Annotated in this window: 25 protein-coding genes; 17 read left to right on the top strand and 8 right to left on the bottom strand. The window is 74.5% G+C overall.

Going from position 1 to position 23,669, the window contains the following annotated elements:
* The first annotated feature begins 79 nt into the window (after positions 1-79).
* The 12 genes from hisD (at position 80) to hisF (ending at position 8,277) form a co-directional block, all read left to right on the top strand.
* Positions 80-1,402, top strand: coding sequence for a histidinol dehydrogenase (hisD, locus tag ABZS80_RS22215; protein ID WP_355058560.1), 1,323 nt, complete (start codon positions 80-82; stop codon positions 1,400-1,402).
* Positions 1,399-2,469 (top strand): histidinol-phosphate transaminase, encoded by a 1,071-nt coding sequence (locus tag ABZS80_RS22210; RefSeq protein ID WP_355058558.1) that lies wholly within the window; start codon positions 1,399-1,401, stop codon positions 2,467-2,469. The genes hisD and ABZS80_RS22210 overlap by 4 nt, the downstream gene beginning before the upstream one ends.
* A 55-nt stretch (positions 2,470-2,524) precedes the next feature.
* Positions 2,525-3,136: an imidazoleglycerol-phosphate dehydratase HisB gene (gene hisB / locus ABZS80_RS22205; protein WP_355058556.1), complete on the top strand. Its 612-nt coding sequence runs from the start codon at positions 2,525-2,527 to the stop codon at positions 3,134-3,136.
* A gap of 58 nt (positions 3,137-3,194) precedes the next feature.
* The gene (locus ABZS80_RS22200) at positions 3,195-3,362 is read left to right on the top strand and encodes a hypothetical protein (RefSeq protein ID WP_192580018.1); all 168 of its coding nucleotides are present in this window, start codon (positions 3,195-3,197) and stop codon (positions 3,360-3,362) included.
* Positions 3,362-3,988 (top strand): imidazole glycerol phosphate synthase subunit HisH, encoded by a 627-nt coding sequence (gene hisH / locus ABZS80_RS22195; protein WP_355058554.1) that lies wholly within the window; start codon positions 3,362-3,364, stop codon positions 3,986-3,988. The genes ABZS80_RS22200 and hisH overlap by 1 nt, the downstream gene beginning before the upstream one ends.
* Positions 3,981-4,304 (top strand): hypothetical protein, encoded by a 324-nt coding sequence (locus ABZS80_RS22190; protein WP_355058553.1) that lies wholly within the window; start codon positions 3,981-3,983, stop codon positions 4,302-4,304. The genes hisH and ABZS80_RS22190 overlap by 8 nt, the downstream gene beginning before the upstream one ends.
* 16 nt (positions 4,305-4,320) lie before the next feature.
* A complete protein-coding gene (gene priA / locus ABZS80_RS22185; RefSeq protein ID WP_151465275.1) occupies positions 4,321-5,049 on the top strand; it encodes a bifunctional 1-(5-phosphoribosyl)-5-((5-phosphoribosylamino)methylideneamino)imidazole-4-carboxamide isomerase/phosphoribosylanthranilate isomerase PriA in 729 nt (242 codons plus the stop codon).
* Positions 5,046-5,483: a RidA family protein gene (locus ABZS80_RS22180; RefSeq protein ID WP_355058550.1), complete on the top strand. Its 438-nt coding sequence runs from the start codon at positions 5,046-5,048 to the stop codon at positions 5,481-5,483. The genes priA and ABZS80_RS22180 overlap by 4 nt, the downstream gene beginning before the upstream one ends.
* A gap of 80 nt (positions 5,484-5,563) precedes the next feature.
* Positions 5,564-6,010 carry a MarR family transcriptional regulator gene (locus ABZS80_RS22175; RefSeq protein WP_151465274.1) on the top strand — a complete coding sequence of 149 codons (447 nt, stop codon included), beginning with the start codon at positions 5,564-5,566 and terminating at the stop codon, positions 6,008-6,010.
* A 5-nt stretch (positions 6,011-6,015) separates the two neighbouring features.
* Positions 6,016-6,441: an organic hydroperoxide resistance protein gene (locus ABZS80_RS22170; protein ID WP_355058604.1), complete on the top strand. Its 426-nt coding sequence runs from the start codon at positions 6,016-6,018 to the stop codon at positions 6,439-6,441.
* A complete protein-coding gene (locus ABZS80_RS22165; RefSeq protein ID WP_355058548.1) occupies positions 6,438-7,436 on the top strand; it encodes an NADP-dependent oxidoreductase in 999 nt (332 codons plus the stop codon). The genes ABZS80_RS22170 and ABZS80_RS22165 overlap by 4 nt, the downstream gene beginning before the upstream one ends.
* Positions 7,437-7,509: 73 nt before the next feature.
* The gene (hisF, locus tag ABZS80_RS22160) at positions 7,510-8,277 is read left to right on the top strand and encodes an imidazole glycerol phosphate synthase subunit HisF (RefSeq protein WP_355058546.1); all 768 of its coding nucleotides are present in this window, start codon (positions 7,510-7,512) and stop codon (positions 8,275-8,277) included.
* A 30-nt stretch (positions 8,278-8,307) separates the two neighbouring features.
* Here the strand turns inward: hisF and ABZS80_RS22155 are convergent, their stop codons facing one another.
* Together ABZS80_RS22155 and ABZS80_RS22150 are read right to left on the bottom strand one after the other, a co-directional pair.
* Complete coding sequence (locus ABZS80_RS22155) at positions 8,308-8,769, bottom strand: hypothetical protein (RefSeq protein ID WP_151465271.1); 462 nt, start codon at positions 8,767-8,769, stop codon at positions 8,308-8,310.
* Positions 8,770-8,910: 141 nt separating this feature from the next.
* Positions 8,911-9,588, bottom strand: a complete 678-nt coding sequence (locus ABZS80_RS22150) for a hypothetical protein (RefSeq protein ID WP_355058544.1) — start codon at positions 9,586-9,588, stop codon at positions 8,911-8,913.
* A 58-nt stretch (positions 9,589-9,646) separates the two neighbouring features.
* Here ABZS80_RS22150 and ABZS80_RS22145 point away from each other — a divergent pair, with 58 nt between their 5' ends.
* The 3 genes from ABZS80_RS22145 to ABZS80_RS22135 all read left to right on the top strand — a co-directional run bounded on the left by ABZS80_RS22145 (position 9,647) and on the right by ABZS80_RS22135 (position 13,819).
* Complete coding sequence (locus ABZS80_RS22145) at positions 9,647-11,104, top strand: PLP-dependent aminotransferase family protein (RefSeq protein WP_355058543.1); 1,458 nt, start codon at positions 9,647-9,649, stop codon at positions 11,102-11,104.
* A gap of 64 nt (positions 11,105-11,168) precedes the next feature.
* Entirely contained in the window at positions 11,169-12,446 is a 1,278-nt protein-coding gene (locus ABZS80_RS22140) for a low temperature requirement protein A (RefSeq protein ID WP_355058541.1), read from the top strand.
* 65 nt (positions 12,447-12,511) lie between these two features.
* Positions 12,512-13,819, top strand: a complete 1,308-nt coding sequence (locus ABZS80_RS22135; RefSeq protein ID WP_355058539.1) for a low temperature requirement protein A — start codon at positions 12,512-12,514, stop codon at positions 13,817-13,819.
* Positions 13,820-13,888: 69 nt separating this feature from the next.
* Here ABZS80_RS22135 and ABZS80_RS22130 read toward each other — a convergent pair whose 3' ends face one another.
* From ABZS80_RS22130 to ABZS80_RS22120, 3 genes are all read right to left on the bottom strand, one after another.
* The gene (locus ABZS80_RS22130) at positions 13,889-15,715 is read right to left on the bottom strand and encodes a long-chain fatty acid--CoA ligase (protein ID WP_355058537.1); all 1,827 of its coding nucleotides are present in this window, start codon (positions 15,713-15,715) and stop codon (positions 13,889-13,891) included.
* Positions 15,716-15,857: 142 nt separating this feature from the next.
* A complete protein-coding gene (locus ABZS80_RS22125; protein ID WP_355058535.1) occupies positions 15,858-16,808 on the bottom strand; it encodes a terpene synthase in 951 nt (316 codons plus the stop codon).
* Between the two features lie 128 nt (positions 16,809-16,936).
* Positions 16,937-17,566 carry a TIGR03085 family metal-binding protein gene (locus tag ABZS80_RS22120; protein ID WP_355058533.1) on the bottom strand — a complete coding sequence of 210 codons (630 nt, stop codon included), beginning with the start codon at positions 17,564-17,566 and terminating at the stop codon, positions 16,937-16,939.
* Between the two features lie 217 nt (positions 17,567-17,783).
* Here ABZS80_RS22120 and ABZS80_RS22115 point away from each other — a divergent pair, with 217 nt between their 5' ends.
* Positions 17,784-19,658: an ABC transporter ATP-binding protein gene (locus ABZS80_RS22115; RefSeq protein WP_355058531.1), complete on the top strand. Its 1,875-nt coding sequence runs from the start codon at positions 17,784-17,786 to the stop codon at positions 19,656-19,658.
* Between the two features lie 56 nt (positions 19,659-19,714).
* Positions 19,715-21,490: an ABC transporter ATP-binding protein gene (locus ABZS80_RS22110; RefSeq protein ID WP_355058530.1), complete on the top strand. Its 1,776-nt coding sequence runs from the start codon at positions 19,715-19,717 to the stop codon at positions 21,488-21,490.
* 4 nt (positions 21,491-21,494) lie between these two features.
* Here the strand turns inward: ABZS80_RS22110 and ABZS80_RS22105 are convergent, their stop codons facing one another.
* From ABZS80_RS22105 to ABZS80_RS22095, 3 genes are read right to left on the bottom strand one after another with little or no spacing between them, the layout of a single operon-like run.
* Positions 21,495-22,088, bottom strand: a complete 594-nt coding sequence (locus ABZS80_RS22105) for a TetR family transcriptional regulator (protein ID WP_151464411.1) — start codon at positions 22,086-22,088, stop codon at positions 21,495-21,497.
* Positions 22,088-22,843: an ABC transporter permease gene (locus ABZS80_RS22100; RefSeq protein ID WP_091320462.1), complete on the bottom strand. Its 756-nt coding sequence runs from the start codon at positions 22,841-22,843 to the stop codon at positions 22,088-22,090. Before ABZS80_RS22100 ends, ABZS80_RS22105 begins: the two co-directional genes overlap by 1 nt.
* The gene (locus tag ABZS80_RS22095) at positions 22,840-23,565 is read right to left on the bottom strand and encodes an ABC transporter ATP-binding protein (protein WP_355058527.1); all 726 of its coding nucleotides are present in this window, start codon (positions 23,563-23,565) and stop codon (positions 22,840-22,842) included. The genes ABZS80_RS22100 and ABZS80_RS22095 overlap by 4 nt, the downstream gene beginning before the upstream one ends.
* Positions 23,566-23,669 lie beyond the last annotated feature (104 nt).

Raw genomic sequence — 23,669 nt, 5'->3', positions numbered from 1 at the left:
GGTGGCGTGTCCCGGCTCACCGTCCCGGCGTACGGGCGGCTCCGGTCGGCGCCCGGGGCGGCAGCCTAGACTCGCAAGGGTGTTGAACCGGATCGACCTGCGCGGCGGGGTCCGTGACCCGCGCCGCCTGCTGCCGCGTGCCCAACTCGACGTCTCCGTGGCCGTCGAGCGGATCCGCCCCCTCGTGGAGGCGGTCCGGGAGCATGGGTACCCGGCGATCCGCGAGGCGAGCGAGCGGTTCGACGGCGTCTCCCCGGAGCACCTGCGGGTGCCGGTCGACGTGATCCGCGCGGCCGAGGACACCCTCGACCCGCAGGTCCGGGCCGCGCTGCTGGAGTCGATCACCCGGGCCCGCAAGGTCCACGCCGACCAGCGCCGCGTCGACCACACGACCCAGGTGGTGCCGGGCGGCACGGTGACCGAGCGCTGGGTGCCGGTCGACCGGGTGGGCCTCTACGTCCCCGGCGGCCTGGCCATGTACCCGTCGACCGTGGTCATGAACGTGGTCCCCGCCCAGGCGGCCGGGGTCCGCTCGCTGGTGGTGGCCAGCCCGCCGCAGAAGGAGAACGGCGGCCTGCCCGACCAGCGGGTCCTCGCCGCCTGCGCGCTGCTCGGCGTCGACGAGGTCTACGCCGTCGGCGGGGCCCAGGCCGTGGCCATGCTGGCGTACGGGGCGACCGTCGACCCGGCGGGCGCCGAGCGCTGCGACCCGGTCGACATGATCACCGGCCCGGGCAACATCTGGGTCACCGCCGCCAAGCGGCTGCTGCGCGGCGTGGTCGGCATCGACGCCGAGGCCGGGCCCACCGAGATCGCCATCCTGGCCGACGACACCGCCGACCCGGCGCACGTCGCCGCCGACCTGATCAGCCAGGCCGAGCACGACCCCCTCGCGGCCAGCGTGCTGGTCACCCCGTCGCCGGCGCTCGCCGACGCGGTCGACGCCGAGCTGGCCCGGCAGGTGCCGGCCGCCAAGCACGCCGAGCGGATCGGCATGGCGCTGCGCGGCGAGCAGAGCGGGGTCGTCCTCGTCGACGACCTGGAGGCCGGGCTGCGGGTGGTCGACGCGTACGCGGCCGAGCACCTGGAGATCCAGACCGCGGACGCGCGCGAGTGGGCGCTGCGGGTGCGCAACGCCGGCGCGATCTTCGTGGGCGCCTGGTCGCCGGTGTCGCTCGGCGACTACTGCGCCGGCTCCAACCACGTGCTGCCCACCGGCGGCTGCGCCCGGCACTCCTCCGGCCTGTCCGTGCAGTCCTTCCTGCGCGGCGTCCACCTGGTGGAATACACGCAGGAGGCGCTGCGCGACGTGGCCCCGCACGTGGTCACCCTGGCCGGCGTCGAGGACCTGCCGGCCCACGGCCAGGCGGTCAGCGCGCGCTTCCCGGGGGAGACCCCGTGACCACCCTCGACGACCTGCCGATCCGCGACGACCTGCGGGGCCTCAAGCCCTACGGGGCGCCGCAGCTCGACGTGCCGGTGCGGCTGAACACCAACGAGAACTCCTACCCGGTGCCCGAGCCGGTGGCGGAGGCGATCGGCAAGGCCCTCGCGGCCGAGCTGCGCGACCTCAACCGCTACCCCGACCGGGACGCCGTGGCGCTGCGCGCCGACCTCGCGGGCCACCTCGGCCACGGGCTCACCGCCGACCACGTGTGGGCCGCCAACGGCTCCAACGAGATCCAGCAGCAGCTCCTCCAGGCGTTCGGCGGTCCCGGGCGCACGGCGCTCGGCTTCACCCCGGCGTACTCGATGCACCCGCTGCTGGCGCTCGGCACCGGCACCGGCTGGATCCCCGCCACCCGCGACGCGGACTTCGGGCTGACCGTGGCCGACGCGGTCGCCCAGGTCCGGGCGCACCGGCCCGACGTGGTCTTCCTCTGCTCGCCGAACAACCCGACCGGCACGGCGCTCGACCCGGCCGTGGTCGCCGCCGTGCTGGCCGAGGCGCCCGGCATGGTGGTCGTGGACGAGGCGTACGCCGAGTTCGCCCGGCCGGGCACGGTCAGCGCGCTCGCCGTGCTGCCCGGGCACCCCCGGCTGGTGGTCACCCGCACCATGAGCAAGGCGTTCGGCTTCGCCGGCGGCCGGCTCGGCTACCTGGCCGCCGACCCGGCCGTGGTGCAGGCCGTGCAGCTGGTCCGGCTGCCGTACCACCTCTCGGCGCTCACCCAGGCCGCCGCCCGCGCGGCGCTGGCCCACCGCGACGCCCTGCTCGGCACCGTGACCGCGATCATGCGCCAGCGCGACCGGATCGTCGCCGAACTGCGCGCCCGCGGGCACCGGGTGGCCGACAGCGACGCCAACTTCGTGCTCTTCGAGGTCGGCGGCGACCAGGCCGCCGCCTGGCGCACGCTGCTCGCCGCCGGCGTGCTGGTCCGCGACGTCGGCCTGCCCGGCTGGCTGCGGGTCACCGCCGGTACCCCCGCCGAGACCGACGCCTTTTTGTCTGCAATGGAGGAGCTGTAGTGGGAGCGCGAGGAGTGAGCTTGCGAGCCCCGCAGTCGCGACCGAAAGGCGAGCAATGAGCCGGACCGCCCGGGTGGAGCGGATCACCAAGGAGACCAAGGTCCTCGTCGAGATCGACCTCGACGGCACCGGCAAGGCCGACATCGAGACCGGTGTCGGCTTCTACGACCACATGCTCAACCAGATCGCCCGGCACGGCGGCTTCGACCTGACCGTGCACACCGTCGGCGACCTGGAGATCGACGCCCACCACACCATGGAGGACACGGCGCTCGCCCTGGGCGCCGCGTTCGACCAGGCGCTGGGGGACAAGGCCGGCATCCGGCGGTACGGCTCGGCCACCGTCCCCATGGACGAGGTGCTGGTCCGGGCCGCGGTCGACCTGTCCGGCCGGCCGTACGTGGTGCACGACGAGCCGGCGCTCGCGCCGTACATCGGGCCGGTCTACCCGACCAGCATGACCCGGCACATCTGGGAGTCGTTCGGCCAGGCCGCCCGGGTCACCCTGCACGTGGACGTGCTGCGCGCGGCCCGGCCGGGCGGCCACCCGGACGCCCACCACGTGGTCGAGGCCCAGTTCAAGGCGGTCTCCCGCGCGCTGCGCGAGGCCACCTCGATCGACCCGCGCGCGGCGGGCGCGATTCCCAGCACGAAGGGCGCGCTCTGATGAGCGCGAGGAACGCAGCGCAGCGGAGTACCGCAGTCGCGAATGAAGGATGGCTCTGATGCGGGTGCTGCCGACGTTGCTGCTGATCCTGGCCGGGGTGCTGGTCGGCGGGACCTGGTCGCTCTACAAGCAGGGCGCCGCCCGCCCGGCCGTGGTGATCACCGGCCTGCTGGCCGTGCTGGCCACCGCCGGCGGGCTGCTCTGGCTGCTGCCGGGGGAGAGCTGATGGGCCGGCGGGTGGTGGTGCTCGACTACGGGTCGGGCAACCTGCGGTCGGCCGAGCGCGCCCTGGCGCGGGTCGGTGCGGACGTCACGGTCACCGCCGACCTGGCCGCCGCCGCCGAGGCCGAGGGCCTGGTGGTGCCGGGCGTCGGGGCGTACGCCGCGTGCATGGCGGGGATCGAGGCGCTGGGCGCCGGCCCGGTGATCGCCGACCGGGTCGCCGCCGGCCGCCCGGTGCTCGGCATCTGCGTGGGGATGCAGGTGCTCTTCGAGCACGGCGACGAGCACGGCGTGGTCACCAAGGGGCTCGGGCTGCTGCCCGGCGGGGTGACCAGGCTGCCCGCGCCGCGGCTGCCGCACATGGGCTGGAACACCGTGCAGGCCCCCGCCGGCTCGGTGCTCTTCGCCGGCCTGCCGGCGGACGCCCGGTTCTACTTCGTCCACTCCTACGGGGTGACCGCGCCGGCGGCGCTGGCCGCCGCCGGGGCCACCGTCACCACCGCCCACCACGGCACGGACTTCGTCGCCGGGATCGAGCGGGGTCCGCTGTCGGCGGCCCAGTTCCACCCGGAGAAGTCGGCCGACACGGGGGCCGCGCTGCTGCGCAACTGGCTGGGCGCACTTGAGTAAGGAGCGGGCCCGGCGCCGGGAGGCGCGCAGGGCCGAGCTGGAGCGGGAACGCGCGGCGCGCGCCCGCAGGGTGGCGCGCCGGGACCGGCGGCGTGCCGTCGTACGCCGGTTGACGCCCGAGGTGCGGCGGGGCCGCACCGGCCGGCTGCGCCGGCACAGTCGTGGCGAGCGGGCGGCGATCGTGCTGCTCACGGGCGCGGCCGTGGCCGGCATCTGGAGTTTCGTGGACGACCTGGCGCTGCGGCTGGCGTTGGTCGTGTTGTTGCTGCTGGTCCTGCCCGCGGTCGTGGTGATCGCGCTGGACCGACGTTCCTGATGCGAGGAGAAGTGCGTTGAGCCTCACCCTGTTGCCCGCCGTGGACGTCGCCGACGGGCAGGCCGTCCGGCTCGTCCAGGGCGCCGCCGGCAGCGAGACCACCTACGGTGATCCGCTGGAGGCCGCCCTCGCCTGGCAGTCCGACGGGGCGGAGTGGATCCACCTGGTCGACCTGGACGCCGCGTTCGGGCGGGGCACGAACGCGCATCTGCTCGCCGAGGTGGTCCGCCGGCTCGACGTGAAGGTCGAGCTCTCCGGCGGCATCCGGGACGACGAGTCGTTGCAGGCCGCCCTGGGCACCGGCGCGGCCCGGGTCAACATCGGCACCGCCGCGCTGGAGGACCCGGAGTGGTGTGACCGGATCTGCGGCGAGTACGGCGACCGGGTGGCCATCGGGCTGGACGTGCGCGGCCGTACCCTCTCCGCGCGGGGCTGGACCCGCGACGGCGGTGACCTCTACGAGGTGCTGGACCGGCTGGACAAGGCCGGCGCGGCCCGCTACGTGGTCACCGACATCACCAAGGACGGCACGATGCGGGGGCCCAACCTGGACCTGCTGCGCGAGGTCTGCGCCCGCACCGACGCCCCGGTGGTCGCCTCCGGCGGGGTGTCCACGCTGGACGACCTGCGTGCGCTGGCCACCCTGGAGCCGGTGGGGGTGGAGGGTGTGATCACCGGCAAGGCGCTCTACGCCGGGGCGTTCACCGTCGCCGAGGCGCTGGCCACCCTGCGGGCCGGCGCGTGACGGCCGTCGCGGGCGACGGTGCCCGGCCGGAGCTGTCGGCTGGTGCCGCCGTCACCCGGCTCGGCTCGGGCGGCCCGTGGGAGGCGCTCTACGGCTACTGCCGGGTGGTCCGGGCCGGGCAGGTGGCGATCACCGCCGGCTGCACCTCCACGGTGGACGGCCGGGTGGCGCACGTCGGGGACGCCGCCGCGCAGACCGCCCAGGCGATCCGGATCGGCCTGGACGCGCTCGCCGAGGTGGGCGCCGGGCCGGCCGACGTGGTGCGCACCCGCATGTACGTGACCGACCGGATGTTCGCCGACGAGGTGGGCCGGGCGCACAACGCGGTGTTCGGCGCGGTCCGGCCGGTGGCCACCATGGTGGTGGTGGCGGGGCTGATCGACCCGGAGCACCTGGTCGAGGTCGAGTTGGAGGCCTGGCTCGGCGATCGCTGACGCCGTTCCCCGGGTGTGGGGGCGGCCACTCCGCGCCCCGATCGGTTGTGCGCAATTCAATTGGACGCTATGGTTTGGCGGTGACCGATGATCTGGTGCTGCGCCGGCAGGTGTGCTTCGCCCTCTACGCGGCGTCGCGCGCCCTCACCGACGTCTACCGGCCCATCCTCGACGAGCACGGCCTGACCTACCCGCAGTACCTCGTGCTGCTGGTGCTCTGGGAGCGCGGCGACGACGCCCCCACCGTCTCCGAACTCGGCGCGCGCCTCCGGCTCGACTCCGGCACGCTCTCCCCGCTGCTCAAGCGGCTGGAGGCGGCCGGTCTGGTGGTGCGCACGCGCTCGGCGGCCGACGAGCGCCGGGTCGAGGTGGGCCTCACCGCCCAGGGCCGGGCCCTGCGGGAGCGGATGGACGAGGTGCCGCGGCGGGTGGCCCTCGCCACCGGCCTCACCGAGGCCGAGCTGGTCGCCCTGCGGGACACCCTCACCCGGGTCACCGAGACGATCCACCGACAGAAGGAGCAGTGACCACCATGCAGGTGCTCTACACCGCGTCCGCGCAGGCCACCGGCGACGGCCGGGACGGCCACGTCCGCACCTCCGACGGCGGCCTCGACCTGGACCTGGCCATTCCGAAGGAGATGGGCGGCGCCGGCGGCGCCACCAACCCGGAGCAGCTCTTCGCGGCCGGCTACGCGGCCTGCTTCCACTCGGCGCTGCGCCTGGTCGCCCGCAAGGCCCGGGCGGACGTCTCGAACTCGGTCGTCGAGGCCGAGGTCGGCATCGGCCCGAACGGCAGCGGCGGCTTCGGCCTCGCGGTCACGCTGGTGGTCGACCTGCCGGGCGTCGAGCGGTCCGCCGCGCAGCAGCTCGTCGACGGCGCCCACCAGGTCTGCCCGTACTCCAACGCGACCCGGGGCAACATCGACGTCACCCTGACCGTCCGGGACGCCGCATGACGGCCAACCGGGAGATCCACCTGGCGTCCCGGCCGCAGGGCTGGCCGACCGCCGACAACTTCCGGCTGGTCACCACCGAGGTGCCCACCCCGGGGCCGGGCCAGCTCGTGGTCCGCAACCAGTTCATGTCGGTCGACCCGTACATGCGCGGGCGGATGAACGACGTCAAGTCGTACGTGCCGCCGTTCCGACTCGACGCCCCGCTCGACGGCGGCGCGGTCGGTGAGGTGGTGGCCAGCGAGGCCGAGGGCTTCGCGCCCGGGGACGTCGTGCTCCACGGCCTGGGCTGGCGCGAGTACGCGCTGGTCGACGCCAAGGGCGCGCGGAAGGTCGACCCGGGGCTGGCCCCGGTTACCGCCTACCTGGGCGTGCTCGGCATGACCGGGCTGACCGCGTACGCGGGGCTGCTCGACGTGGCGGCCATGAAGCCGGGCGAGACGGTCTTCGTCTCCGGCGCGGCGGGCGCGGTCGGCAGCATGGTGGGGCAGATCGCCAAGCTGCGCGGCGCGGGCCGGGTGGTCGGCAGCGCCGGCTCGCCGGCCAAGGTCGAGCGGCTGCGGGCGCTGGGCTTCGACGCCGCGTTCGACTACCACGACGGGCCGGTCCGCGACCAGCTCCGGGCCGCCGCTCCGGACGGGGTCGACGTCTACTTCGACAACGTCGGCGGCGAGCACCTGGAGGCCGCCATCGGTGCCATGAACCTGCACGGCCGGGCGGCCATCTGCGGCATGATCGCGCAGTACAACGCCACCGAGCCGCCCGCCGCCCCGCGCAACCTGGCGCTGCTCATCGGCAAGCGGCTCACCCTGCGCGGCTTCCTGGTCGGCGACCACGGGCACCTGCGCGAGCAGTTCGTCCAGGAGATGGCCGGCTGGCTGCGGGACGGCCGGATCTCCTACGACGAGACGGTGGTCGACGGCATCGAGCGGGCCCCGGAGGCGTTCCTCGGCCTGCTGCGCGGCGAGAACCTCGGCAAGATGCTCGTCCGGGTGTGAGCCAGCACTCGTTCGCGGCGGCCGGCCCGGTCGGGCCGGCCGCCGTGCCGTGCCGGTTGGATAGGCTCGCGGCATGACGGTGGCGGTGCGGGTGATCCCGTGTCTGGACGTGGACGCCGGGCGGGTGGTCAAGGGGGTCAACTTCCTCGACCTGCGCGACGCCGGCGACCCGGTCGAGCTGGCGGCCGCGTACGACCGGGCCGGCGCCGACGAGCTGACCTTCCTCGACGTCACCGCCTCCAGCAGCGACCGCGGCACCATGCTCGACGTGGTGCGGCGCACCGCCGAGTCGGTCTTCATCCCGCTCACCGTCGGCGGGGGCGTCCGCCAGGTCGCCGACGTCGACACCCTGCTCCGCGCCGGCGCGGACAAGGTCGGGGTGAACACCGCGGCCATCGCGCGCCCCGAGTTGATCGCCGAGATCGCCGACCGGTTCGGCCGCCAGGTGCTGGTGCTCTCCCTCGACGTCCGTCGGGCGCCGGCCGGCACCACGCCCAGCGGCTTCGAGGTGACCACCCACGGCGGGCGCCGGGGCGCCGGCCTCGACGCGGTCGAGTGGGCGGCGCGCGCCGCCGGGCTGGGCGCCGGGGAGATCCTGCTCAACTCGATGGACGCCGACGGCACCAAGGCCGGCTTCGACCTGCCGCTGATCGAGGCGGTCCGCGCGGTCGTCGACGTGCCGGTGATCGCCAGCGGCGGGGCCGGCCGGGTGGCCCACTTCCCGCCGGCCATCGGCGCAGGCGCCGACGCGGTGCTCGCGGCCAGCGTCTTCCACTTCGGCGAGCTGACCGTCGGCCAGGTCAAGGACGCCCTGCGCGGGGCCGGCCACCCGGTCCGCTGACCGCGCGCACCCGGACGCCTACGGCGGAGGTCAGGGGCGGCCGGGGTGACCCTCGGGGGAGCGGCGCGGCATGGGGATCGAGCGGACCGCGTATTCCTGCACGGCGGCGGCGTGGTCGTCCTCGTCCAGTTGCCAGTCGACCTCGTCGGGAGCCGGGCCGCGGCTCAGCACGCCCTGCACGGTGTCCACGGTGGTGCCCAGCCCGGCGCTGGGCCGGGTGCGCCAGAGCCGCTCGCCGTCCGGCGTGACCCGGAACCAGCCGTCGGCGACGCTCACCAGGCCGGCGCTCACCAGCCGGCGGACCGCCCCCTCCACCTCGTGCCGCTCGGGGATGGCCTGGTTGAGGTGGTCGGCGGTGGAGAGCACGTCGGCGAGGCGTACGCCCTCCGGGCGCCGGCTGGCGGCGGCCCGGCGGTGCCGACCGGCGCCGCTCGCGATGACCAGTGAGACGAAGATCCAGGCGTCGCTCCAACGCCAACCGTTCTCCCCCATGGACGAATGATGCCCGGCCGCGACGGCGGAGAAAACACCTGGTTTCGCTGCCGGACGTCGTCGCAGCTCAGCGGCGTCCGGGTCGTCCCAGGAGGTGGCGGTCGGCGTGGCGGGGGTGACGCTGCGTGATCGGGAGGCGGGTCAGGCGGCCTCGCCGGCCGGGCGGGGCGCGCAGGGGACGGCCGGCTCGCCGGTGGGCTCGTCGGCCGGTCGGGGCGGCACCGCGAAGATCGGGATGAACAGCTGGGCGAGCGGACCGATGGCCAGCGCGTACGCCACGGTGCCGAGACCCACGGTGCCGCCGAGCAGCCAGCCCAGGCTCAGCACGGTCACCTCGATGACGGTCCGGACCAGCCGGACGGAGTAGCGGGGCCGGCGGGCGGTGAAGCCGGTCATGAGGCCGTCACGCGGGCCGGGGCCGAGCCCGGCGCCCAGGTACAGGCCGGTGGCGGCGCCGTTGGCGACGATCCCGACGACCAGCAGGGTGGCGCGGAGCGGCAGGCCCTCACCGGGCGGCAGCACGGCCAGGGTGGCGTCGACGACGAGCCCGATCACCACGACGTTGCTGACGGTGCCGAGGCCGGGGCGCTGCCGCAGTGGGATCCAGAGCAGCAGCACCAGCGCGCCGACGGCGATGGTGACCGTGCCGAACGAGAGGTGGGTCTGCCGGGCGAGCCCCTGGTGGAACACGTCCCACGGGTCGAGCCCGAGACCGGACCGGATCATCAGCGCCATGCTGATCCCGTAGAGGGCGAGCCCGGCGTAGAGCTGGACGAGCCGCCGGGTCGGCCGGTACCGGAGATTGCCAATCTGTGCCATGCATGCCACCCTAGGGGCCAATCCTGCCCGGGACAGAGCCAATTTAGGAGGGGTGGCCATGACCAGTCAGGTACGTGGTGTCCAATTGGCTCGCCTCCTCGGGCAGTGGCATGCCCTGCCCGGCCGCCGGCGCAGCCCGGACTATGCCGCGCTCGCCGCCGCGGTCCGCGGGCTGCTCGCCGACGGCCGGCTCCCCCTCGGGGTACGCCTGCCGGCCGAGCGGGACCTCGCCGAGGCGCTGCGGATCAGCCGGACCACGGTCACCGCCGCCTACCGGGAGCTCCGGGAGACCGGCCACCTGGCCAGCCGGCGCGGCGCCGGGAGCTGGACCATGCTCCCGGGCACCCACCGGGTGGCCAGCACCGGGCTCTGGACCCCGCTGGACGACCGGGACATGATCGACCTGGGGGTGGCGGCCCTCTCCGCCCCGGCGCAGCTCGTGCCGGCCGCCCGGGCCGCCGCCGAGGACCTGCCCCGCTACCTCGGCGGGGCCGGCTACCACCCCACCGGCATCATCGAGCTGCGCGGGGCGGTGGCCCGCGCGTACACCGAGCGGGGGCTGCCGACCAGCCCGGAGCAGATCATGGTGACCAGCGGCACCCAGCACGCGCTGGACCTGGTGCTGCGGCTGGCCCTGTCGCCCGGCGGCGGGGTGCTGGTGGAGTCGCCCACCTACCCGAACGCCCTCGCCGCGCTGTCGGCCCGGCGGGCCCGGATCACCACCCACGGGCTCGCCGCCGACGGGGACGGCTGGGACGCCGACCTGCTGCTGGGCAGCATCCGGCAGACCCGGCCGAAGCTGGCGTACGTGATCCCCGAGTTCCACAACCCGACCGGCCACCTCATGGCGACCGACCTGCGGGAGCGGCTGGTCGGCGCGGCGCACGCCGCCGGGACCGACCTGATCGTGGACGAGTCCTTCGTGGACCTGCCGCTGGACGGCACCCCGCTGCCCCCGCCGGTGGCCACCTTCGACCGGCACTCCCGGGTGATCAGCATCGGTGGGATGAGCAAGCCGTACTGGGGTGGCCTGCGGATCGGCTGGGTCCGGGCGTCCGCGCCACAGGTGCAGCGGCTGGCCGCCGCCCGCGTCGGCGTCGACATGGCCAGCCCCGTGCTCGACCAGCTCGTCGCGGTGCACCTGCTGGCCCAGGGCCCGGGCATCGTGACCGACCGGCGGATCCAGCTCGCCGCCCAGCGGGACGCTCTGGTCGCGGCGATGGCCGACCGGCTGCCCGACTGGCGGGTCACCGTGCCACGCGGCGGCGTGACGCTCTGGGTGGAGCTGGACGGCCCGATCTCCAGCGCGCTGGCCCGCGCCGCCGAGGAGGTCGGCGTACGCCTGGCGCCGGGACCCCGGTTCGGCCTGGACGGCACCCTGGAGCGGTTCCTCCGGCTGCCCTTCACCCTGCCCGCCGCGGACCTGGTGGAGGCCGTCGGCCGGCTCGCCGCGGTCCGCTACGACCTCGACCGGACCGGCCGGCCGCAGTGGCGGGAGCCCTCCGTCATCGCCTGACCGCGTCGGCGCGGCCGGCGCACCGGGACACCGCCCCGGCCACCCGGCTGCCAGACTGTCCGCCGTGACGGACGGGACGCGGCGCGGGCCACGGATGCGGGTGATGACCGAGGGCGCCTCGGTCACCCCGCTGGAGCTCTTCTTCGACCTGGTCTTCGTCTACGCGCTCACCCAGGTGACCGCGTTGATGGCGGCCGACCTGACCTGGCCCGGCGTGGGGCGGGGCCTGCTGGTGCTCGCCCTGCTCTGGTGGTGCTGGTGCTGCTACGCCTGGCTCGGCAACACCGTCCGCGCCGACGAGGGCGTCGCCCGGGTGGTCCTCTTCGCCGTGATCGCCACCATGTTCGTGGTCGCCGCGACCATCCCGGAGGCATTCGTCGACCTGCCCGGCGGGCTTCCCGGCCCGGTGGTGTTCGCCGCCTGCTACCTGGCCGTCCGGGTGCTGCACCTGGTCCTCTACTGGTACGCCGCCCGCGGCGACGGCGGGCTGCGCCGGCAACTGGTGCGCGCCGCCCTGCCGATGCTGGGCGGGGCGGTGCTGCTCTTCACCGCCGCGCTGCTGCCCTCGTACCTCACCGACGACCCGGGGCGGGTCTTGTCGCTGCGGACCCTGCTCTGGGTGCTCGCCCTCGCCGTCGACTACGGCGGCATCATGGCCATCGGCGCGGCGGGCTGGCAGATCTTCTCCGCCGCGCACTGGACCGAGCGGCACGGTCTGATCATCATCGTGGCGCTGGGGGAGTCCCTCGTCGCCATCGGTGTCGGCATCACCGCGCTGCCGATCTCCTGGCCGATCATCGTGGCCTCGTTCCTCGGCGTCACGGTGGCGGCGGCGCTGTGGTGGGCGTACTTCGACGTGGTGTCGATCGCCGCCGAGCGGGTGCTGGCCCGGGCGCGGGGCGCCGAGCGGGCCGCGCTGGGCCGGGACTCCTACACCTACCTGCACCTGCCGATGGTCACCGGGATCATCCTGCTGGCCCTGGGCTTCAAGAAGGTCCTGGCGTACGTCGGCGACGGCACCCACCACCGGCTCACCGACCCGCTGCACGGGCTGGGACTGCTCGCCCTCTACGGCGGCGTGGTCCTCTACCTGCTCGGGCACGTGGGTTTCCGGCTGCGCAACATGCGCTCGGTCAACTGGCCCCGGGTCGCCACCACCGTGCTGCTGGTGCTGCTCCTGCCGGTGGCCGACCACCTGCCGGCGCTGGCCGCGCTGGGGCTGCTCGCCGTGGTCTGCGCCGGGATGGTGGTGACCGAGATGGTGCTGTTCGGTGAGGCCCGCCGCGCGCTGCGCGACGAGTTCCTCCACGAACACGGCGCGGGCGGCGCGCCCGGGCGGTAGGCCCCGTTCCGGTACGGATCCTCCGATCGGCGCCGACCCCGACGGGGGTTGCGGACACTGCCCGGGTGGGAGACGGCGGGGGTGGCCGGTGGTCGCGGATCGTGCGTCCCGGCGCGCCCGGATCCCGGACCACCCGGCTGGAACTCTTCTACGACCTGGTCTTCGTCTTCGCGTTCGTCAACGTCACCACCGTGACCGCCAGCCAGCTCACCCCGGTCAACCTCTACCGCTGCCTGCTGGTGCTGGCGCTGCTCTGGTGGTCGTGGACGGGCTTCGCCCGGCTCGGCAACGCGGTACGTGCCGACCAGGGGGCGCTGCCGCTGGTCGGCTTCCTCACGGTGGCCGCCACGTTCCTGCTCGTGCTGAGCGTGCCCGGTGCATTCGTCGACCGTCCCGGCGGGCTGCACGGCCCGCTGATCTTCGCGGGCTGCTACTTCGTGATCCGGATGGCCCAACTCGCGGTCTTCGCCTGGGTGGAGCGGTCGGATCCGGTCCGCCGCCGCACGCTGCTGCCGCGCGCCGCGGTGCCGACCACGGCCACCGTGCTGCTGGTGGTCGCCGGCACCGTGCCCGCGAAGCTCGCCGACCGGCCGTACGCCGTGGGCCTGCAACTGGCGCTCTGGACGGTGGCGCTGCTGGTGGAGTACGTCGTCGGGGTGACGTTGGCCCGGCGGTGGTGGGTGGTGGTCTCGGCGGGGCACTGGGCGGAGCGGCACGCGCTGATCGTGCTGGTCGCGCTCGGCGAGTCGATCATCGCGCTCGGGCTCGGCCCGAAGACCGGGCTGCCGCTCACCGGCCCGGTGGCGGTCGCCGCGCTGCTCGGCATCCTGGTCGTGGCCATGCTCTGGTGGGCCTACTTCGACACCCTGGCGTACGCGCTGGAGCAGGCGCTGCACCACGCGCGCGACCCGGACCTCCGGCGCCGGCTCAGCCGGAACGTCTACACGTTCCTGCACCTGCCGCTGGTCGCCGGCACCATCCTCTTCGCCCTCGGCCTCAAGGACCTGCTGGCCGACGCGGCCAGCCCGGAGACCCCCGGGTGGGGCCCGCCCCTGGGCGGCTTCTGGGTCGCGGTCCTGTTCGGCGGGGTGGGTCTCTACCTGCTCAGCCTCGTCGCGTGCGCGCTGCTGGTGCTGCGGGAGGTGCACTGGCCGCTGGTGATCACGGTCGTGGTGCTCGCCGCCGTCGCCCCCCTCGTCGCCCCGATCCCGGAGCTGGCGTCGCTCATCCTGCTGGCGGTGCTCGTCACGGTCGGGGTGGTCGTGGAGACGTTCAGCGAGGACGGCCGGCGGCGGCAGGTGCGGCAGCTCGCGCTGGAGGAGCAGCTCGCCGCGGAGGCGGACCAGAGCCACTGGCGTCAGGACCACCTCTGACCGGTGTCGCGGCGGCGGCCGTGCCCCGGGACGGAGGGGCACGGCCGCCGGTCGCTGCGGGGTCGGTCGCTACAGCTCGGCGAGGCTGCCCGCGTACATCTTGTCGATCTCGTCGGCGAAGTTGGTCTCCACGCTGCGGCGCTTGATCTTCAGCGACGGGGTGACCTCGCCGTCCTCGATGGTGAGGTCCCGGGGGAGGATGGTCACCTTCTTGATCGTCTCCCAGCGGTTCAGCTTGCCGTTCAGCTCGGCCACGTAGCCCTCGACCATGGCCTGCGCCTCGGGCGAGGTGACGATCGCGGTGTAGTCACGGCCCTCCAGCGGCGTGCCGGCCGCCCAGCCCTGGATCGCGTCCGGGTCGAGCGTGACCAGCATCGTGCAGTAGTTGCGCGCCTGCCCGATCACCACGGCCTGCGAGGTGTACGGGCAGACGGCCTTGAACATGCCCTCGATGTGCGACGGCGCGACGTACTTGCCGCCGGAGGTCTTGACCAGGTCCTTCTTGCGGTCGGTGATGCGCAGGTAGCCGTCGTCGTCGAGGGTGCCGATGTCGCCGGTGCGGAAGAAGCCGTCCTCGGTGAACGCGGCCGCGGTCTCCTCGGGGAGGTTGTGGTAACCGCGCATGACGGGCTTGCCCCGCACCAGGATCTCGCCGTCGGCGTCGATCCGGCACTCCAGGTCGCCCATGGCCCGGCCCACGCTGCCGATCTTCAGCCCGTCGGGCGGGTTCACGAACGCGCCGGCGCTGGTCTCGGTGAGCCCGTACCCCTCGGAGATGGGCAGGTTGGCCGCGGCGAAGAAGGTGGCGATCTCCTTGCTGAGCGGCGCCGCGCCGGAGACCAGCACCCGCATCCGGCCGCCGAGCCGGGCCTGGAGCTTGCTGAACACCAGTTTCTCGGCCAGCGTGTACTTGAGCTTCAGCCCGGCCGGAACCGGCTTGCCGGCCTGCTCCAGCGCGACCTTCTCCTTGCCCACCGCGACGCCCCAGGCGAAGATCTTCGCCTTCGCGCCGCCGGCGCCCTGGGCGGTGGTGACCGCCTTGTTGTAGACCTTCTCGAAGACGCGGGGCGCGCCGCACATGAGCGTCGGCCGGATCACCCCGAGCAGCTCGACGAGCTTGTCCACCCGGCCGTCCACGTAGGTGGGCAGGCCGACGTGGGTGGCGCCGCAGAGCAGCGTCTTGCCGAACGAGTGGGACAGCGGCAGCCACAGGTACTGCAGGTCGTCGATGCGCAGCAGGCCCAGCTCGGCCTGCGCCACGCCCTCCCAGCACCAGCCGCCGTGCAGCAGCTCGACGCCCTTGGGTCGGCCGGTGGTGCCGGAGGTGTAGATCAGGGTGGCCACGTGGTCCGGGCCGATGCCGGCGACCAGCATGTCGATCAGGTCGGGCTCGTTGGCCAGCGCCCGGGCCCCCCGCTCCTCCAGCTCGGCCAGGGTGAGCTGCGGGACGGTGGCGGCCGGGTCGGGCGCGCCGTCGAAGAGCACCACGTGGGTGAGCGCCGGCACCGCCGTGCCGGCGATCTTCGCCGCCTGGGCGGGGTTCTCGGCGAAGAGCACCTTCGACCCGGAGTCGGCGACGATGTACGTGGCGTCCTCCGGCTCGGTGGTCGGGTAGACGGTCGTGGTGGCCCCGCCGGCACACATGATCCCGAAGTCGGCGAGCACCCAGTCCAGGCGCGTGTTGGCGAGGATCGCCACTGGGTCCTCCAGGCCGACGCCGAGCCCGTGCAACCCGGCGGCGATCGCCTTGGCGCGCTGCCCGACCTGCTCCCACGTCAGCCAGACCGGGCCCGAGTCGTCGGGGGCGGGATGGGCGAACGCATGGCGGTCGGGGGAGTCCGCCACGCGCTTGAGGAACATGTCGGGTACGGAACGGTACGGTACATCGAGAGCCATCGCTGTAGCCGCCTTCAGAGGGTGGAGGGGCGTGACGGGGGTCACGCCGTTCTGCGGTTACCGAAGAGTATTGCCTGGACCCGGGCAGCGGCTAGCCCCCGTGGCCTGCGACGACCGGCGTCCCGGGAGGTGGAACGCGGGATCAGGCGTACCGGGTGGCGGCGCGCGACCAGTCGTAGGTGGCCCGGATCCAGTTCCGCCGGGTGGTGAGGAAGGCCCGCACCCCCTCGTCGCCCGTCGCGGCCAGCGCCGCGTCCCGCTCCGCGTACGCCGCCAGGCTCTCGTTGAACCGGGTGGCCGCCGCCCGCAGCGCCGCCTCCTCGCCGCGCCCGGCCTCGCCGGCGATCGTGGTGACCAGGTTGTGCGCGTCCGGGCCGGTGGCCCGCTCCTTGTCGTAGGAGAAGAGGTCGTTGCACCAGCAGACCAGGTCGGCGGCGAGGGCGTCCAGGGCGGCCAGCGCCGGCTCCGCCCGCCGGTCCGGACCCGGCACGTGCGGCTGCGCCAGGTCGGTCAGCGTGAAGCTGGGCCGGGCACCCCCGGTGTGCCGGCGCATCTGCACGTACTCCGCCACCCCGGGCACCCGGCGGTGCTCCCGGTTGGCCGCCTCCCAGAGCAGGGCCAGCAGGTACTCGCGCAACTGGCTGACGAGACGCAGCAGCAGCGCCGGCCGCCGCCGGTCGCGGGCCCGCCGGCACAGGTCGTCCAGCGCCACGGCCAGCGGGCCGGCCCCGGTCGGCGCCGGCGCGACGGGGTCGCCGTGCCGGTCGAGCACCTCCAGCAGGGCTGCCACGGTGGGCGCGAGCCGGGTCGGGCTGGCGCCCAGGCCGTCCTCGTCGCACGCGTCGTCCATCACGAACAGCCAGCTGATCAGGTCGGCGAGCAGCCGCAGGTCGGCGACCGGCGCGTCCGGGCAGGCCCGCCCGGCCAGCTCGACCGGGTGGGCGCCGGCCAGCCGGCGCAACCCGGCCGGGGTGTCGATCAGCCCGAGGTCCACGATCCACCCGGCGCTCTCCCCGGCGACCAGCTCGACGGCGGCGTGTCGGCGCGCCGGGAAGGGGGGCTCGTGCAGTGCCGAGAGCGCGAAGCCTCGCATCCGTCTCCCCTTGTCCCGCCACCCCGGGGTTGGGCGGCGGGACAGGAGCGTACGGCAGCACGGATCGGCCCCTGTCGCTGGGCCGAAGCTGGACCCACGGTGCCCGGTGAACGGGCCGGCACGCTCCGTCAGAAGCCCAGGCTGGCCGCCCGCAACCGCTCCGCCGGCGCGGCCGGGCCGTCCACCTGGACCCGGGCCACCCGTTGCCGGCCGGAGAGGAACAGCACCAGCTCGCCCGGCGCGCCCACCACCCGCAGCCGCTCGCCACCGCGGCCCACGGCACGCTCGCCGTAGCCGGGCGCCTGGATCAGCAGGTCCGCCGGGAAGCGCCGCAACGCCACCCGGGCCAGCACGGAGGCCCGCTTCCACAGCGCGGCGTGCTGCCGGGCCGGCAGGTCCCGGGGGAGCCAGCCCGGCCGGGCCCGGCGCACGTCCTCGTGGTGGATGAAGAACTCCAGGCTGTTGGCCAGCTCGTCGGTGAGCGGGTTGCTCAGCGGGCTCCACCGCGGCGGGCGGCGGACCCGCTCGACCAGCTCCGCGTAGGGGCCGGCGGCCAGCCGCCGGCGGACCGCCTCGCCGTAGCCGCGCAGCGGCGGCAGCAGCATGCCGCCCGCCGCGTCCGGCCGGCGCTCCCGCACCAGCAGGTGCGCCGCCAGATCCCGGGTGGTCCACCCCTCGTTGACCGTCGGCGCGTCCGGTCCCAGCTCCAGCATCAGGTCGGCGAGCGCCTCGCGCTCCGTTCGGGCGTACCGCGGCATGGCCCGATCGTAGGCCCGCCGGGCCGGTCCGCGCGTCCGGCGCGGCCCGGCCCCGGCGCCCCCCGTCCGCCAGGCGGCGCGAGGCGCGGGTGTCCGCCCTGCTGGGCGCGGTCCGGCGGGAAGGAGTGACGGTGGACATATCGGGGCCGGGTCGGCGGAGCCGGCCCCGACCGGTAAGGATGAAGGGGGAAATCTGCGGCTTACGGCGGGGGAGAGCGTGGCGAGCGGGACAAGTCGGGACGTGCTCGGCAGAGGGCTACGGGTGCTCGGCCGGGCCATCCGGGAGCAGCCGCGCATCTTCGCGGTCGCGGTGGCCGGCAGCGTGCTCTTCGGCCTCATGGTGATCGCCAGCGCGTACGTGGTCGGCGCGGTCGTCGGCAACGTGGTGGTGCCGGCGGTCGAGCGCGGTTCGGTCACCGGCGGCGCCCTGGCGCTCGCCGCCGCCGCGCTGTTCGGGATCAGCGTGCTGCGGGTCGTCGGCATCTTCGGCCGCCGGCTCGGCGCCGGCTACATGCAGTACCGGCTCCAGGCCGCCTACCGCCGCCGGGTCACCCGCCGCTACCTCGACCTGCCGCTGGCCTGGCACCACCGCAACGCCACCGGCACCCTGCTCTCCAACGCCAACTCCGACGTCGAGGCCGCCTGGTACCCGATCGCGCCGTTGCCGTTCGCCGTCGGCACCCTGGTGATGCTCGTCGGCGCGGTGGTCTCGCTCTTCCTCACCGACTGGGCCCTCGCGCTCGTCGGCCTCGCGGTCTTCCCGGCGCTGTTCGCGCTCAACGTGGTCTACTCCCGCCGGATGGCGCCCCGCCAGGCCCGCGCGCAGCGGCTGCGCGCCGAGGTCAGCGGCATCGCCCACGAGAGCTTCGACGGCGCCCTGGTCGTCAAGACGATGGGCCGGGAGGCCCAGGAGACCGCCCGGTTCGCCGACCGGGCCGGGGACCTGCGGGACGCGCTCATCTCCGTCGGCAGGCTGCGCGGCGTCTTCGACCCGATGCTGGAGACGCTGCCCAGCCTCGGCACGCTCGCCGTGCTGGTGGTCGGCGCGGTCCGGTTCCGGCAGGGCGCGATCACCGTGACCGAGCTGGTCAGCGTGGCCTTCCTCTTCACCGTGCTGGCCTTCCCCGTCCGGGCCATCGGCTGGGTGCTGGCCGAGCTGCCACGCAGCGTCGCCGGCTGGGACCGGGTCCGCCGGGTCCTCGACGCCACCGGCGAGATGCCGTACGGCGACGTGACGCTCGACCCGGCCACGCCGGCGCCGGCCACCCTCGCCTTCCACGACGTGCACTTCGGGTACGAGCCGGCCGAGGCGCACCTGCCCGGCACCGAGGTGCTCGGCGAGGTCACCTTCACCGTCCCTGCCGGGAAGACGGTGGCCCTGGTCGGGCCGACCGGCGCCGGCAAGTCCACCATCACCTCGCTGGCCGTGCGGCTGGTCGACCCGCGCACCGGCACGGTCACCCTGGACGGCGTCGACGTGCGCGAGCTGACCGCCGCCTCGCTGGCCTCGACGGTGGCCCTGGTCGCCCAGGTGCCGTTCGTCTTCGACGACACCGTGCGGGCCAACATCACCCTGGACCGCGCCGGCATCGGCGACGACGAGGTCTGGGCGGCACTGCGGCTGGCCGAGGCGGACGGCTTCGTGGCCGCGCTGCCCGAGGGGCTGGACACCATGGTCGGCGAGCGGGGCACCTCGCTCTCCGGCGGGCAGCGGCAGCGGCTCACCCTGGCCCGGGCGATCGCCGGCCGGCCCCGGCTGCTGGTGCTCGACGACGCCACGAGCGCCGTCGACCCGCGGGTGGAGGCCGCCATCCTGGCCGGGCTGCGCGCCCCGGCCGACGGGGGCGCGCCCGCCTCGATCCTGGTGGTCGCCTACCGGCGGGCCACCATCGCGCTCGCCGACGAGGTGATCTACGTCGAGCACGGCCGGGTGGTGGCCCGGGGCACGCACACCGACCTGCTCGCCACCGTCCCCGGCTACGCCGACCTGGTCACCGCCTACGAGCAGGCCGAGCACGAACGCGAGCAGACCCGCACGTACGACGAGGTCACCCCGCTGACCTCCGGCCTGGAAGTCGAGGTTGACCGGTGAGCGCGAGGAGTGAGCCGGGTCTGCGAGCCCCGCAGTCGCGAACGAAGAGCGGCGCGGTGACCAGTGTGGCTGCCGAACAGCGGACCGAGTCGACCTGGCGGACGCTGCGGCGCGGGCTCGCGCTCTCCCCGGAGCTGAAGACCGGGCTGGCCGGCACCCTGGCGCTGGCCCTGATCTACATGATCGGCCGGGTCGCCGTGCCGGTGGCCGTGCAGCGCGGCATCGACCACGGCATCGTGGGCGGCCTCGACCTGGACGTGGTCACGGTGACGGTGGTGATCACCGCCGCCGTGCTGGTGGTCACCACCACCTGCGGCTACCTGATGATGCGCCGGCTGTTCACGGTCAGCGAGACCGCGCTGGCCGGGGTGCGCACCCGGGCGTTCCGGCACGTGCACGACCTGTCCATGCTGCACCAGCAGTCCGAGCGGCGCGGCTCGCTGGTCTCCCGGGTCACCAGCGACGTCGACCAGATCACCCAGTTCCTCCAGTGGGGCGGCGTGATCCTGATCGTCAACCTGGGCCAGCTCGTGGTGACCACGGCCGTGATGCTGGCCTACTCCTGGCAGCTGACCCTGGTGGTGCTCGTCGCCTTCGCGCCGGCGGTGCTGGTGATCCGGCTGCTCCAGCGCCGGCTCGCGGGCGCCTACGGGCTGGTCCGGCAGCGGATGGGCACCCTGCTCGGCACCATCGGCGAGAGCGTGGTGGGCGCGCCGGTGATCCGGGCGTACGGGATCTCCGGGCGCACCGCCCGCCGGCTGGACGCGGCCATCGAGGGGCAGCGCCGGGCCCAGCAGCGGGCCATCCGGATCAGCATCGTGGGCAGCTCCGTCGGTGAGCTGGCGGCCGGCCTGGCCCTCGCGGGCGTCGTGGTGGTCGGCGTCAACCTCGGCGTCGACCGCACCCTGTCCATCGGCCAGCTCACCGCGTTCCTGTTCCTGGTGACGCTCTTCATCCAGCCGGTGCAGATCGCCACCGAGGTGCTCAACGAGGCGCAGAACGCGATCGCGGGCTGGCGCCGGGTGCTCGACGTGCTGGACGTCGCGCCGGACGTGGCCGACCCGGGGGAGCAGGGCCGGGAGCTGCCGGCCGGCCCGCTGGACATCCGCTTCGCCGGGGTGACGTTCGCCTACCCGGGTGGGCCGCCCGTGCTGCACGACGTGACGCTGGAGATCCCGGCGAAGAGCCGGGTGGCCGTGGTCGGCGAGACGGGCAGCGGCAAGACGACCTTCGCCAAGCTGCTCACCCGGCTGATGGACCCCACCGAGGGCGAGGTGCTGCTCTCCGGGGTCTCGCTGCGCGAGGTGCGCTTCGAGTCGCTGCGCTCCCGGGTGGTGATGGTGCCGCAGGACGGCTTCCTCTTCGACGCCACCGTCGGGGAGAACGTCCGCTTCGCGCGCCCGGAGCTGACCGACGGGCAGCTCACCGCCGCCTTCTCCGAGCTGGGGCTGGCCGACTGGCTGGACGGGCTGCCGGCCGGGCTGGACACCCCGGTGGGCGAGCGCGGCGAGGCGCTGAGCGTCGGCGAGCGGCAGCTCGTCGCGCTGGCCCGGGCGTACGTGGCCGATCCTGACCTGCTGGTGCTGGACGAGGCGACCAGCGCCGTCGACCCGGCCACCGAGGTACGCCTCCAGCGCACGCTGGACGCGGTCACCCGGGGCCGGACGACGCTGGCCATCGCCCACCGGCTCTCCACCGCCCAGGCCGCCGACGAGGTGATCGTGGTGGACCGGGGGCGGGTCGTGCAGCGCGGCCCGCACAACGAGCTGCTGCGGGATCCGGACTCGGTCTACGCCCTGCTGTACGCCTCCTGGCTGGAACAGACCCGCTGACGAGTCAGTCCAGGTCGCCGGTGAGGTAGCGCTGGACGGTCGGACCGATGGTGGCCACCAGGGTCTCCGGGTCGGCGGAGGCGACCGGTTCCAGGCGGATCACGTACCGCATCATGGCCAGGCCGGCGACCTGCGTCGCCACCAGCGCGCCCCGCAGCGGCAGCTGCGCCGGGTCGACGTCGAGCTGGACGAGGACCCGCCGCAGCACCTGGGTGACCAGGAACTCGCGCAGCAGCCGGGCGGTCCACTCGCTGCTGACCGCCGAGCGGAGCAGGGCCACGGCCGCCCCGCCGACGGGCGAGTCCCAGACGGTCAGGAACGTGCGGACCAGGCGTTCGCCCACCCCGTCCGGGTCACCGGCCAGCACGGCGGGCACGAGCTGCGCCGGGTCGACCGGGATCGCCACGGTGGCCCGGAACAGCTCCTCCTTGGTGCCGAAGTAGTGGTGCACCAGCGCCGGGTCCACCCCCGCGGCGGCGGCGATCGACCGGATCGAGGCGGCGTCGAAGCCGCGCTCGGCGAAGGCCGCCCGGGCCGCCGCGAGGATGCCCTCCCGGGTGTCCGGATTGCCCGGCCGCCGGCCGGTGCGCCGGGCCATCACCCGCTGCGCCGCCGCAGCGTCGCGGCGGCCAGCACCAGCGCCGCCACGGCCGCCCCGGCGACGATCGCCACGTCCCGCCACATCGTCCCGGTCGGGTCGGCGTGCGCGCCGACCTCCTGGAGCGCCTCGACGGCGTACGACAGGGGCAGCACGTCGCTGATCGCCTGGAGCCAGCCGGCCATCTCGCCGCGCGGCACGAAGAGCCCGCAGAGCAGCAGCTGGGGGGCGACCACCACCGGCATGAACTGCACGGCCTGGAACTCCGTGCGGGCGAAGGCGCTGCAGAACAGCCCGAGCGCGACGGCGAGCACGGCGTTGACCGCGGCAATCATGATCACGAGCCCGATGCTGCCGGCGGTGGTCAGGTCGAACACCCAGTACGCCACGGCCGAGGCGACGGTGGCCTGGACCACGCCGGCCAGGCCGAACGCGATGCCGTAACCGAACAGCAGGTCGAGCTTGGCCAGCGGGGTGGTGAGCAGCCGCTCCAGGGTGCCCGTGGTGCGCTCCCGCAGCATGGCGATGCTGGTCACCAGGAACATGATGATGAACGGGAAGAAGCCCAACATGATCAGCGCCACCCGGTCGAAGACCGTGGGCTGGCCCGGCGGGGTGGGCTGGTCGACGTACATGAAATAGACCAGCGTGAGCAGCACCGTGGGGACCACGACGAGCAGCGCCACGGTCCGCCGGTCGTGCCGGAGCTGGCGCAGGATCCGTCCGGTGGTGGCGGCCAGGATGTGCGGGTTCATGCCGAGCCCTCCTGCTCGCTCGCCTTGATCAACCGGAGGAACGCCTCTTCCAGGTCGTCCACGCCGGTGGCGGCGCGGACCGCGGCCGGGGTGTCGTCGGCGACCAGCCGGCCGTCCCGGATGAGCAGCAGGCGGTCGCACCGGCCCGCCTCGTCCATCACGTGGCTGGACACCAGCAGCGTGGTGCCGGCGGCCGCCATGGCGTGGAACCGGGCCCACAGGTCGGCCCGGAGCACCGGGTCCTGGCCCACGGTGGGCTCGTCGAGGATGACCAGCTCGGGGTCGCCGACCAGGGCGCAGGCGAGCGAGGCCCGGCTGCGCTGGCCGCCGGAGAGGTTGCCGACCAGCTGGGTGGCCGCGCCGGCCAGCCCCACGTCGGCGACCGTCTGGTCGGCGTGGGCGTGGTCCCGCCCGTGGAGGGCCGCGAAGTAGCGCGCGTTCTCCCGGACGGTCAGGTCGGCGTAGACGCTGGGCGCCTGGGTCAGGTAGCCGACGCGGCGGCGCAGCTCGGCCGCCCCGGCGGGCCGGCCCAGCACGGTGACCGTGCCCGAGCCGACCGTCTGCACCCCGACGACCGCGCGCATCAGGGTGGTCTTGCCACTGCCGCTCGGCCCCAGCAGCCCGGTGACCGCGCCGCGGGGCACCGTGCAGGAGATGCCCTGGAGCACCCGCCGCCGGCCCCGCTCGACCACCAGGTCACGGACCGACACCGCGTCGTCCATGCCCGCCTCCAAAAACTCATCAACCGTTGAACTCAACGCTAGATGAGTTGTCCGGTCGGGCGCAAGGTTGACTTCGAGTGCCCTCGAACTGGAAGCCTGGGTGC

The sequence above is a fragment of the Micromonospora sp. NPDC005305 genome, from assembly GCF_040607315.1.
Lineage (GTDB): Bacteria > Actinomycetota > Actinomycetes > Mycobacteriales > Micromonosporaceae > Micromonospora.
This window is presented reverse-complemented; position numbering and strand designations above follow the sequence as displayed.